At 61.9% G+C, this 12,140-nt stretch carries 11 protein-coding genes; 10 read left to right on the top strand and 1 reads right to left on the bottom strand.

Annotated features, from left to right (window positions below; translation table 11 throughout):
• Nucleotides 1–96: 96 nt before the first annotated feature.
• The 10 genes from MLC59_RS11035 (at nucleotide 97) to MLC59_RS10990 (ending at nucleotide 11,112) form a co-directional block, all read left to right on the top strand.
• On the top strand, nucleotides 97–1,077 hold the full coding sequence (locus tag MLC59_RS11035; protein ID WP_248234270.1) for a DUF58 domain-containing protein: 981 nt from the start codon (nucleotides 97–99) through the stop codon (nucleotides 1,075–1,077).
• Complete coding sequence (locus MLC59_RS11030; RefSeq protein ID WP_248234265.1) at nucleotides 1,077–3,167, top strand: transglutaminase TgpA family protein; 2,091 nt, start codon at nucleotides 1,077–1,079, stop codon at nucleotides 3,165–3,167. Before MLC59_RS11035 ends, MLC59_RS11030 begins: the two co-directional genes overlap by 1 nt.
• A 22-nt stretch (nucleotides 3,168–3,189) precedes the next feature.
• Nucleotides 3,190–4,188 carry a DNA polymerase III subunit delta' gene (gene holB / locus MLC59_RS11025; RefSeq protein ID WP_248234329.1) on the top strand — a complete coding sequence of 333 codons (999 nt, stop codon included), beginning with the start codon at nucleotides 3,190–3,192 and terminating at the stop codon, nucleotides 4,186–4,188.
• A 112-nt stretch (nucleotides 4,189–4,300) separates the two neighbouring features.
• Nucleotides 4,301–4,651, top strand: a complete 351-nt coding sequence (locus MLC59_RS11020; protein WP_091850305.1) for a PilZ domain-containing protein — start codon at nucleotides 4,301–4,303, stop codon at nucleotides 4,649–4,651.
• A gap of 80 nt (nucleotides 4,652–4,731) precedes the next feature.
• Nucleotides 4,732–5,646: an alpha/beta fold hydrolase gene (locus tag MLC59_RS11015; protein WP_248234262.1), complete on the top strand. Its 915-nt coding sequence runs from the start codon at nucleotides 4,732–4,734 to the stop codon at nucleotides 5,644–5,646.
• 8 nt (nucleotides 5,647–5,654) lie between these two features.
• The gene (locus MLC59_RS11010; RefSeq protein ID WP_248234260.1) at nucleotides 5,655–6,587 is read left to right on the top strand and encodes a DUF4892 domain-containing protein; all 933 of its coding nucleotides are present in this window, start codon (nucleotides 5,655–5,657) and stop codon (nucleotides 6,585–6,587) included.
• A complete protein-coding gene (locus tag MLC59_RS11005) occupies nucleotides 6,580–7,740 on the top strand; it encodes a patatin-like phospholipase family protein (RefSeq protein ID WP_248234256.1) in 1,161 nt (386 codons plus the stop codon). Before MLC59_RS11010 ends, MLC59_RS11005 begins: the two co-directional genes overlap by 8 nt.
• Before the next feature lie 124 nt (nucleotides 7,741–7,864).
• Nucleotides 7,865–8,767: a 50S ribosomal protein L3 N(5)-glutamine methyltransferase gene (prmB, locus tag MLC59_RS11000; protein WP_248234254.1), complete on the top strand. Its 903-nt coding sequence runs from the start codon at nucleotides 7,865–7,867 to the stop codon at nucleotides 8,765–8,767.
• A 37-nt stretch (nucleotides 8,768–8,804) separates the two neighbouring features.
• Nucleotides 8,805–9,899 (top strand): chorismate synthase, encoded by a 1,095-nt coding sequence (gene aroC, locus MLC59_RS10995; RefSeq protein WP_248234251.1) that lies wholly within the window; start codon nucleotides 8,805–8,807, stop codon nucleotides 9,897–9,899.
• Between the two features lie 46 nt (nucleotides 9,900–9,945).
• Complete coding sequence (locus tag MLC59_RS10990; RefSeq protein WP_248234328.1) at nucleotides 9,946–11,112, top strand: MFS transporter; 1,167 nt, start codon at nucleotides 9,946–9,948, stop codon at nucleotides 11,110–11,112.
• On the opposite strand, the gene MLC59_RS10985 is transcribed toward MLC59_RS10990, so the two are convergent.
• Nucleotides 11,105–11,971 carry a LysR family transcriptional regulator gene (locus MLC59_RS10985; RefSeq protein WP_248234249.1) on the bottom strand — a complete coding sequence of 289 codons (867 nt, stop codon included), beginning with the start codon at nucleotides 11,969–11,971 and terminating at the stop codon, nucleotides 11,105–11,107. The two genes, MLC59_RS10990 and MLC59_RS10985, sit on opposite strands and share 8 nt — an antisense overlap.
• Nucleotides 11,972–12,140 lie beyond the last annotated feature (169 nt).

Here is a 12,140-nt window from a genome sequence, read left to right as displayed (position 1 = left end):
ACTGTGCATGATACCCTATATCCACCCTGAGCCTGTAACCCGGCAGCCAGGGGAATTCCGCTTCAATACAGTCCGTTGGCCATGGTGAAGAGTCCATTGTTTTCCACCACCCGATCAAAGATCCGCAAGCGCTGGCGAAGCTGGATAAACCGCCGAATCCCCCTGGATGACCAGCGTCAGTTTGATCGTCGTTCAATCTATATACTGCCAACGTCCGCCGGGATGGTGTTCGGCCTGTTGCTGGTGGTTATGCTGCTCACGGGTATCAATTACCAGAACAGCCTGATCTACCTGCTTACGTTCCTGCTTGGGGCGCTGTTCGTTGCAGCGATGCACCAGACCCACAACAACCTCAGTGGTCTCGAGCTCGCCTTGCTCAAGGCCGGGGAAGGCTTTGCCGGAGAACCCATTGTTTTTCGCTTTGCGCTGCAATCCGCCCATGAGGCAACGTCGATCGACCTGGGAAACGAGGCCGGTAGCGTCGTGACCTTGTCCGTACCGGCCCACGACCGCATCGAAGGCGCCCTCGAGGTGCCCAGTCGTGAGAGAGGTTTCCTGCTACCAGAGCGGGTAAGGGTGGAGACCCGTTTTCCCTTTGGCCTGCTGGTGGCCTGGTCCTGGCTGCGTCCGGCGACACCCGCTTTGGTTTACCCCCGGCCAGTCATGCCGCCCCGGGCTCCCGAGGGCAGCGTCGAAGCCGGTGACAGCGACGCTGTCTCGGTCAGCCAGGGCCAGGACCAGGTGGAGCTTCGCCCCTGGCGGGAAGGTGACCTGAGCGCCCGGGTGGACTGGAAGCGTTACTCCCGCAATGGAGAGATGGCCGTGGCAGACTGGCAGGGGGAGCAGGGTAGTCCGCAATGGCTGGATTTTGATGGCTTTCCCGGTGTCGACCATGAGCTTCGGCTGAGTTACCTCGCTGCCCTGGTGCTGGACAGGGACCAGGCCGGTGAGTCCTGGGGGTTACGCTTGCCCGGTTTGACCATTGAGCCGGACCAGGGCGCCAATCACCGGCGCCAGTGTCTGCGTGCCCTGGGCGCCTGGCAACGCACACCTCCGGGCGGGGAGGGTGGGCTGTGATGTCGGCTGTTTCGCTGCTGCCAACCCGTGCACTGCTTTGGCTGCTTTGTGGCTTCGCATTATTATTACTGCCCCAGTGGGACCGCCTTCCTGTCTGGCTGATTGCTGCCTGCCTGGCCCTGGCCGGCTGGCGGTGGCTGGCACAGGTGGGCCGGGTTCGATTGCCGGGGCGCTGGCTCCGCCTCGGGGTCATGGCCAGTCTGATTGCCGTTTATATTGCCACTGTGCAAGGCCGCTTCAGCGTTGATACGGCGGCGTCATTCTTTGTGCTCGCTGTGGGACTCAAGTGGCTGGAAACCGCTAACCGGCGGGACTTCTTTGTAGTGTTCTTCATCCTGGTGTACCTGGCGACAGTGAACTTCCTGTTCCGCCAGGGCATCGGCTGGTCGCTGGTTACCGTGACCGGTGTGGTGGTGATCCTGGTAGCCCTGCAGTTGCTGCACACCCCCGCAGAAAGCCGGCACGGCGGCTTTCGCGGACTCCGGCGCCTGGGGGGCATGCTGCTCAAGACCCTACCGGTTGTTATCGCCTTGTTCGTATTTTTCCCTCGTATGGCACCGCTGTGGAGTGTGCCCCTGGTGTCGGAGCAGGCACGCACCGGCCTCTCGGATTCCATGACGCCGGGAGACATTTCCAGCCTCGCCCAGAGCAGCGAACGGGCGTTTCGGGTGAGCTTTGGCGGCGAGATGCCGGAGCACCGGGAGCGCTACTGGCGAGGGCTGATCCTTGACCGCTTTGACGGGCACACCTGGAGCCAGTGGCAGCAGGAGTCCTACCGCCGGCTGGGTCGGGTGGATCGTGATGCGGGACTTGAAGGCCTGGCACCCAATGAATACGACGTGTTGATGGAGGCCTCAGGCCAGCGCTGGGTCTATGCCCTGGACAATTCCAGGGCGGTATCCGGCAATATTGCAAAGGTACCGGGGGGGCTTTTCCGGCTTGAGCGGCCTGCCGATACGTCCATTCGTTACCGGATGGCGCTGGGGGCGGAGGCGGGGGACGCCGCTGCACTGTCCCCGGGGCAGCGACGCCGTTACTTGCAGCTGCCGCCATCCGGTAACCAGCGCAGCCGTGAGCTGGCCAGTGAGTTGGCCCGGCAGGCGCAATCAGACCTGGCGTTCGCCAATTCGGTGCTGAACCGGTTCCGGGAGCAACCGTACTATTATACCCTGCGCCCTCCCACCATGCCGGAAGACCCGGTGGATACCCTGTTGTTTGATGCCCAACGGGGCTTCTGTGCCCATTACGCCAGCGCCATGACTTTCCTGCTGAGGGCGGCAGGCATTCCGGCCCGGGTGGTCGCCGGTTACCAGGGCGGCTCGTCCGGTGCTGACGAGGCCTATCTGATTGTCCGCCAGTATGATGCCCATGCCTGGGTTGAGGCATGGATTGAAAGTCGGGGCTGGGTGCGGCTGGATCCAACGGCAGCCATTGCACCCCAGCGGATTGAGTCAGGCCTGCGGGAGGCCATGGCGGAGGAAGGCTCATTCCTCGAGGATAACTGGACGTCCCCCCAGCGATACGGCGACCTGGCGTTGGTGCAGTGGATCAGCCTGCAGATGGACCGGATCAACTATAACTGGCAACGCTGGGTAGTCGGATACCAGGGGCAGTCCCAGATGGACCTGATGAGTCGCCTGCCGGGTAATATCGGACTCAAGGAACTGGGTTATGTGACCGCCGGACTGGTCGGCGTGGCACTGCTGATTGCAGCGATGATAGCCGCACTGCGCCATGGAGGGGGGCGGCACAGTGATCCTGCCAGGGTGCTGGTTGCTCGCTGGGGCCAAGTGTTGCGGCAACGGGGTGTCACCGTGCCCGCAGGCGCAACCCCCCTGCAGTTGGCCACCATGACAGAGGAGCAGGCGCCTTCCGCTGGACCGGTGGCACGGGCCTTTGCCCGGGACCTGAACAATCATTACTATGGCACGGGTGCCCGAGCGCGACCGGGACGCCAGCGCCACCGGGCGACCGATGTGCGTCCTATGCGCCGGCGGCTGTCGCAAATCCGGCGCGAGCTGAAACGACGATCCACCACTTACGGGTCCGCAGGCAAGCATTCCGCTGAACCTGCCCATCGCCCGTCCTGATCAGGAACCTGCTGTGACCGACATGCCCTGGCTGATGCCGGTACTGGAACAATTCGGGCAAGCCCTGGATCAGGGGCGACTGCCCCACGCCAGCCTTGTCACTGGTGAACGGGGGGTAGGTAAACGCCACCTTGCCGAGTGTATAGCAGCGCTGCTGGTCTGCGACCGGCGTACACCGGGGATGCGTTCACCCTGTGGCGAGTGCCGGCAGTGTCTGCTGGTGGCAGGGGAGTCCCACCCGGATATCCGGGTCTACCAGCCTGAAAAGTCCCGCATGATCCGTATTGACCAGGTAAGGGCCTTGTCGCAGTTCGCTGTAGCGTCGCCACAGGTAGCTGGCATAAAAGTGGCTATCGTGGACAGGGCCGATCAGCTCAATATCAATGCTGCCAATGCGTTGCTGAAAACCTTGGAAGAGCCCGCTTCAGATGTGGTTCTGTTGCTCCTGCAGGAAACCGGCCGGCCGGTGTTACCCACCATTCGCTCCCGCTGTCGGGTGCTGCCCCTGGCCACCCCCAGGGCAGAAGAGGCCACAGGCTGGCTCGCTGCCGAACTGGCGAGCCGGGAGCAGGCGCCAGACACAGATCGCCAGGCCCTTGCCCTGCACCTGGCCGGTGGCGCGCCACGACTGGCCCTCGAATTACTCGACAGTGATTTCTTGACCAGGCGGGACGCGGCCCTGGAGGCATTTCGACAGTTCATGAAGGGTGCGATTACTGTGGCTGCAGCGGCCCGGACCTTCCGGGACCTGGGCCTTGAGGCGACACTGAACCTGATGGAAGCCTGGGCCAACGACCTGGCCCGGGTCATGGCCGGCGGTGACGCCCGCGACCCGGGTATCGTCGAGGTGGTACGATACCTGGCAACCTCGAATCCACCCTGGCGCGCGCACCAACTTGTGGACGCAATCCGCGACTCGAGGCGCGCACTGGTGAATAATGTCAGTCCGGAACTGGAGACCGACCGCCTGCTGGTTCAGTGGCGGGGGTTGATGCCGGTAAGGAAGCGCTCAGCGGGCTGAGCTGCGGCTCTTTGAGCGCCGGGCTGGCGGTGCTGGCTAGCATCCCGACGGTAGTGTGGCTGCAGCGGCATTACCGGTAATCTGTAATAACGATAACAGCTGGAGGACGACCATGGGTCCTGGTTTTGGCGCGCGAAGCGGTATTCTGACCCTGACCATCAAGGACAAGGCAGTGCTGTATGCGGCCTACATGCCATACATTCGCCAGGGCGGGTTGTTCATACCCACCCAGAAGCAATACCAGCTGGGAGATGAAGTTTTCCTGTTGCTGAACCTCATGGACGAACCGGAGAAGATCCCGGTTGCGGGCAAGGTGGTCTGGATTACCCCCAGGGGCGCCCAGGGCAACCGTGCTGCCGGCATCGGCGTACAGTTTAATGGCGAAGATGAAACCGCCCGCACCAAGATCGAAGCGTACCTGGCCGGATCCCTCAGTTCCGACCGACCCACCCACACCATGTGAGGGGGCAGGGCAGTGCCGGGGTGCCGGTCAGTGCCCGATCCCTTCGTGCTGGCGTTCCTGCTGGAGGTTAACCCGCATTCATGAACCTTTCCCTGTCACCGGGGCCGCTTTCTGAAGCTGAAACCGGCTTCTCTGAAGTGAGCTGGCCCCTGAAAGACCTGACCCTGGCCGGTTTGCACTGGCCTGCGTCCGACGATGCAGCCGGCGACAAACCGGTTATCCTGCTTCACGGCTGGCTGGATAACAGTCTCAGCTTCTGTTACCTGGCACCCGAACTTCGCAAACTCGGTCCTGTGTGGGCAGTTGACCACGCCGGGCATGGCCACTCTGACCACCGGCCGCAAGGGCAAAGCTATATGCTGGCGGACTATGTCTCGGATGTGGCGGAGCTACTCGACAACCATTTCTCGGGGCACGACACGGTAGACCTTGTCGGGCATTCCCTTGGCGGCATCGTTGCCATGCTGTTTGCGGCAGCGTTTCCAGAAAAGGTGCGCCGGCTGGTGATGATCGACAGTCTTGGGCCAATCTCGAAGGCCCCGGAAGAGGCTGTCAGTCAGTTGCGCCGTGGCATCAGCAAGCGTCTGAACGGATCCGGCGCCGGCAGCTCCTATGCCAGCCTGGACGAAGCCGCGAAGCTGCGGACACGGGGCCGCAATCCGCTTTCGGAGGACGTCGCCAGGGTACTGCTGTCCCGGAACCTCACCGAAACAGCGGAGGGACTGCGGTGGCGCACCGATCCACGGTTGCGACACCCCTCGGTGATGATGTTTACCGAAGAGCAGGTCCAGGCATTCGTCGCGGCTATTGAGGCGCCCACCATGCTGATACGGGCTGAGCATGGCCTGCTGGCCAACTTTGACCGCTGGCAGAAGCGATTTGAAACCCTGGGCGATGTGCGCTGTCTCGATATTGATGGCGGCCACCATTGCCACCTTGATGGGGACATCAGTCCCGTTGCCGAGGGTATACGGACCTTCCTGGGTGAGAATTGAGGCACGTGATGCTTTCCGGATCTGTACGTTTTTCTATCGCCCGCTGGTTCGCCCTTGGACTGCTGCTGTCACTGTTGCCCTGGGCGCCTGCGCAGGCCCGTGTGCTCATGGACTTCCCACAGGCGGAGCTTGAAGGCGAACGGACCCTGGCGTCCCCGTCCTACCGGGTAATGCTCAGTCCCATTCGTGAAGTGGGTTCGGAACTTCGGGCCGAGCGGTCTGAGCGACTGGCTGTGAAGGGGACTGGCCGACTGTTCCGGATGGAGCCAGGGGTGACCCGCCAGGACGCCCGGCGCTGGTATATGGAGCAGCTGCAGACCCGCAACGCCAGTATCCTGTTCCAGTGTGGCGGGCGTGAATGCGGCCGCAGTAATGTATGGGCAAACCAGGTATTCGACCAGGCCACGCTTTACGGCCGGGATGCCCAGCAGGATTACCTGGTAGCCGGCTTCGAGGACAATGGCGGACAGCGCTGGCTGGTGGTGCTTTACACGGTGACCCGGGGAAATGAGCGGGAATATCTGTGGCTCGAGCAGTTGCAACTGGCAGACGACGTGGTGCTCCCGGGTGTCGACGGTAAGGGCAGCCGCCTTGCCGGGCCGGTTATCGTGCCCTGGGAGGGTGGCATCAGCATTCGGTTCGACTGGGGCGGTGAAACCCGTCGCGTACTGGATGATATGGCCTCGGATCCGGACAGTCGCATTGTTATCGCGGGCTTTTCCAACCTGGAGGAGGGCGAAACCATCCAGGAAGCTGTCGACCGGGCGGAACGGGCCGCCAACACCATGTCGGACCTGCTCGACAGGTCTGGGTTATCCAGTTCGAGGCACCTGATTCACGCGGTCGGTCCCCTGGTGCGCTTTGCCACGCCGGAACGCCCGGAAAATCGTATCGAAATCCTGGTGATAACGCCCCCGGAGGGAGGCAGCCTTAATGAGTAAGATTCCAGTGCCCAGGCCCCTCGCCCAGTCAGGCACCCCGGAGCCTGCCGGTGCAGTAGGCGGGGGTGACGCTGCGGAGGCACGGGGCAAGCCAGAACGTAAAACCGTCGCCCTGGCCCTGGGGTCGGGAGGCGCCCGGGGCTATGCCCATATCGGCGCTATCGAGGTACTCAGCGAGCGCGGTTATGACATCGTCGCTATTTCGGGGTGCTCAATGGGCGCGCTGATCGGCGGTATCTACGCCGCCGGCAAGCTCCAGGCCTACAAGGACTGGGTGACCGGACTGGGCCAGTTCGATGTGTTGAAGCTATTGGATGTTACCCTCAATTCGGTGGGGGCGATCCGGGGTGAAAAGGTCTTTTCCGTCGTTCGTGAGATGCTGGGTGACACCCGCATAGAAACCCTGCCACTTGCTTACACGGCTGTGGCCACCGATCTTCTCGGCCACAAGGAAATATGGTTCCAGGAGGGACCCCTGGACCAGGCCATCCGCGCATCGATCGCTATCCCGGGCCTGATCACTCCTGTGGTAATGAATGGCCGGGTACTGGTGGATGGGGCCCTGCTGAACCCGCTGCCCATCATGCCGACCATCTCCGCACACGCGGACCTGGTCGTTGCCGTCAACCTCAGTGGCGAGGACGATACCGGTCGGCGTATCCCCGATGCGGCCTTTAAGCCGGTCGGCGATGACAGTGAGCTGGACGAGTGGGTCGGAAAGGTCCGCGACAAGGCCTCCCGGTGGTTTGACTGGGACGCGCTGAAAAGCTTCGGCGGCCGACGGGATCCCGCGCCCGGCAATAACGGGACTCCGGAGGAAAAGCTGGAAGAAGAGGCACGGGAACAGGCGGAAGAGCAACCGGCTTCCCGCCAGGATCCCTGGGCCGAGACCGGGACCATCAACTGGGAAAAGCTGGGCATTGGCAAGTTCGATATCATGAACCTCACCATCGAAACCATGCAGAGCGCCCTGGTGCAGTACAAGCTCGCCGGCTATCCGCCGGACCTGTTGGTGAACGTGCCGAAGAATTCCTCGCGTACCTACGACTACCACAAGGCGCCGGAGCTGATCCAGATTGGCCGCGAACGCATGCACGCGGCGCTGGATCGCTTCGAGAAGAACCGCAGCAGTTCCGGGCCCCTTTCACTGTAGGACCCCTGGCAGCGCGTCTTTACCGGTGCCAACAGCCGGGGCTGCCGGGGGCGGGGAATCCGCGTATAATCCGGCGAAACCAATCACGCCCCGCCCCGGTGCGGCCAGACAGAAGGACCCGGCAGTGACCCGTCCCATTGACGACCTGATTACCGTAAGAGACTACCTGCGCTACGCCGCTTCCCGCTTCAGTGAGGCTGGCCTGTATTACGGCCATGGTACCGACAACGTATGGGACGAGGCGGTACTCCTGGTGATGCGTAGCCTGCACCTGCCGCTGGAGAACAATACCCTGTTCCTGGATGCTCGCCTGACCCGGGACGAACGACAACTGATCCTTGAACGGATCGACCGGCGTGTCAACGAACGGCTCCCGGTGGCCTACCTGATTGGTGAGGCCTGGTTCATGGGGCTGCCATTCCATGTAGATGGCCGCGTGCTGGTACCCCGTTCACCGATTTCCGAGCTGCTGGAAGCAAGGTTGCAGCCCTGGTTGGCGGATCACCCGGTGGAGCGAATCCTGGACCTTTGCACCGGTAGTGGCTGTATCGGTATTGCCGCGGCCACGGTTTTTCCGGAAGCCGTGGTGGATTTGTCAGATATCTCGGAAGAGGCACTGACGGTTGCGGAATCCAATATCGAATTGCACGAAATTGCGGACCGCGTCATGACCAGGCGTTCAGATGTCCTTGATCAGATAACCGGTTGCTACGACGTTATCCTGAGCAATCCTCCCTATGTGGATGCCGAGGACCTCTCTGATATGCCGGCCGAATATCACCATGAACCCAGGCTTGGACTGGCAGCCGGAGAAGATGGCCTGGCCATTGCCCATCGTATACTGGCTCGGGCCGCTGAACACCTGAATCCTGGTGGGTTATTGATTGTGGAAGTAGGCAACAGCTGGCATGCACTGGATGCAGCCTATCCGCAGATACCCTTCACCTGGCTGGAGTTCGAAAACGGGGGCGACGGCGTGTTCCTGCTGACCCGTGAGCAACTGGTGTCAGGTCTGGAGAATACCTGAGAATCTATCTGAACATTCAAATACAAGATACTGAATCATGTCAGGAAATACGTTTGGAAAACTGTTTACCGTCACCTCCTTTGGCGAGAGCCACGGGCTGGCACTGGGGTGCATTATCGACGGCTGCCCGCCGGGCCTGGAGCTGACCGAAGCGGACCTCCAGGAAGACCTGGACCGCCGCAAGCCCGGTACGTCCCGCCACACCACCCAGCGCCGGGAGGCGGATGAGGTACGTATCCTTTCCGGCGTGTTCGAAGGCAAGACCACGGGGACGCCCATCGGCCTGCTGATCGAAAATACCGACCAGCGGTCCAAGGACTACTCGAAGATCGCACAACAGTTTCGCCCGGCCCATGCTGACTACACCTACATGCACAAGTATGGCGTGCGGGATTATCGTGGCGGGGGCCGGTCTTCCGCCCGCGAAACCGCCATGCGCGTTGCGGCAGGCGCCGTGGCCCGGAAATACCTGGAGCAGAGACTCGGTATCCGTATCCGGGGCTACCTGTCCCAGCTGGGCCCGATCAAGGCGGAGTCGTTCGACTGGGACCAGGTCCACCAGAACCCGTTCTTCTGCCCGGACGCTGGCAAGGTGCCGGAAATGGAAGCCTACATGGACGCCTTACGCAAGGAAGGTAATTCCATCGGTGCGCGCATCAACGTCGTGGCAGAAAACGTGCCCCCTGGGTTGGGGGAGCCCATCTTTGACCGGCTCGATGCAGACCTGGCCCATGCGCTGATGAGTATCAACGCGGTCAAGGGCGTGGAAATCGGTGCCGGCTTCGATTCGGTTACCCAGAAGGGAACCGAACACCGGGACGAACTGACGCCCGAAGGTTTCCTGAGCAACCATGCCGGCGGTGTTCTGGGGGGAATCTCCTCGGGCCAGCCCATCGTTGCCAGCATCGCCCTCAAGCCCACCTCGAGCCTTCGGCTGCCGGGGCAGAGTATTGATGTGGACGGCAACCCGGTTGACGTGGTAACCACCGGCCGCCATGACCCCTGTGTCGGCATAAGGGCAACTCCGATCGCCGAGGCCATGATGGCCATTGTGCTGATGGACCACTACCTGCGTCAGCGGGGACAGAACGGCGATGTCGAGGTGACGACACCCAACATCGGACAGCGTTGACAGCGGGGGCGAAAGCCCCCGTAACGGGTTTTGCCGGACGATCTGAATCTTAAGGAAAACCGTTATTTACTGGCGACTCTCAAACCTCTACTTCTGGTTCTTCGCCCTGCTGGGCTCACTGCTGCCTTACTGGTCGTTGTACCTGGAAGGGCGGGGCTTCTCCTATCTGCAAATCGCCACCCTGATGGCGACCATCCAGCTCACCAAGATCGTCGCCCCCAGCGTCTGGGGCTGGTTGGGCGACCGTTCCGGCCTTCGGGTACGGCTGGTGCGATTCGGGGCCGTGATTGGCTCGCTGTGTTTTGCCGGTGTGTTCCTCGAGCCGGGGTTTAACGGCCTGCTGCTGGTGATGCTGCTGTTCACCTTCTTCTGGAACGCTATTCTTCCGCTTTACGAGGTGATTACGCTCAGGGTTCTCGGCACCCGGAAAGAGCGATATGGTCGTATCCGCCTTTGGGGGTCCGTGGGGTTTATCGGTGGCGTCGCCATCATCGGTGGCGTGCTGGAATGGGTGCCGATTACATCACTGCCGTGGTTGCTGTTACCGGTCTTTGCCGGCATCGCCATCTCGGCCTTCCTGGTTCCTTCAGAGCGGGGCGAGAAAAAAGCGCCGGCGCCCCGGGGCAGCCTGAAAGCCATCGTCAGTCACCCGGCAGTGGTTGCATTCTTCGCCATGAACTTCCTGCTGCAGGTTTCCCACGGGGCCTACTACACGTTTTTCAGCATCCACCTGGAGCAGTTCGGCTACAGCAAGCTCAGCATCGGATTGCTCTGGTCCCTGGGTGTCCTGGCGGAAATTGGCCTGTTCCTGGTCATGCACCGGATTACCCGGCACTTTTCCGTGCGCCAGATTGCCATCGGCGCGCTTATGCTGACCATGGTCCGCTGGGTCCTTATTGCTGAGGTCACCGACGTAGTCTCTGTCCTTATCTTCGCGCAGTTGCTCCACGCTGCCTCGTACGGCGCACTGCACGTTATCTCCGTGCAGTACGTCCAGGGCTTCTTTGGTCAGCACCACCACGGGCAGGGGCAGGCGCTCTATAGTGGCTTGACCTTCGGTGCTGGTGGCGCAGTGGGGGCCTGGCTCTCGGGCTTCCTGGTGGAGGGCTTCAACACCTCGATCGCCTTCTGGGGCGGTGCCATCGCCATGCTCTTTGCCGTCGGCCTTACCTGGCGCTGGCTGCGGCCGCCGCCCGAAGAGGCACCTACCTGATTTCCCCGGCAATCCCCAGCAATGCCCGCGCCTGCGGACTGAGAGACCGACCCCGCAGACCGATTGCGCCGAGAAAGCGGCTTACCCGGTGGGGTACCGGCAATACCTTCAGGGAACTGTCTACCATATTTACCGGCAAGACACTCCAACCGAGCCCGACACCGGCCATCACCTTCAGTGTTTCCATGTAATTGGTCGGCATGGGCAGGTTCAGGGAAAGGCCTGCATCCAGGAACAACCGGCTGACGGAGCGATAAGTGGCCGTACCCGCCTCCGGCAACAAGGCGTCATAGCTGGACAGCTCGGCCAGGTCGGGCTGCTCCAGCGTCGCCAATGGATGATCCGGCGCTACAACGAATGCCATCGGATCTTCCCAGCGCACATGCACCTCGAACGACTGGTCCATACTCTCACTGAGCGTCACGAACGCCAGTTCCGCCGTCCGCTTGCGCATCTGGTCATAGGCACCCTCTGAGTCCATAAACTGCAGCCCCAGCGACACCTCCGGATACTCACGACCCAGCCGCTGCAACCAGGCGGGCAGGTGATGTAACCCGATGTGATGGCTGGCAATCAACGCCAGGTGCCCCGACACCTCGCCGGCCCCGTCCTGCAACGCCAGCCGGGCATTATGCACCTCATCCAGAATCCGACGGGCATGGGGCAGCAACCGGGCACCAGCGTCTGTGAGGCGGATCTGCCGATGACTACGTTCCAGGAGCGGCGTTCCCAGCTGATTCTCCAGGGCCGCCAGTCGTTTACTGATCGCCGGTTGGGTCAAGTGGAGGTTCTCGGCGGCCTCAGAGAACGATCCCTGGTCCACGATGGTTACAAAGGCTTTTAAGGCGTTGGAGTCCACACTCTAGTCCTGTCTGAGGCTTGCACGTAGTTGGAGAGCCGGGGTGGGGGATGCTTTTCCCGGAACGTCGAGCTCTATGACCGCCACGGATGGCGGGAATGCCGATTTTGCAGGAGCAAAAATCGGCCATGGACGTACTTGTGGGCGTGTCCGGAAAAGCCATACCGCT

It is taken from the genome of Marinobacter bryozoorum (genome assembly GCF_023156245.1).
GTDB classification, from domain to species: domain Bacteria; phylum Pseudomonadota; class Gammaproteobacteria; order Pseudomonadales; family Oleiphilaceae; genus Marinobacter; species Marinobacter bryozoorum.
The sequence above is the reverse complement of the archived record's forward strand: the minus strand, read 5'-3'. Positions and strand labels throughout refer to the sequence as shown.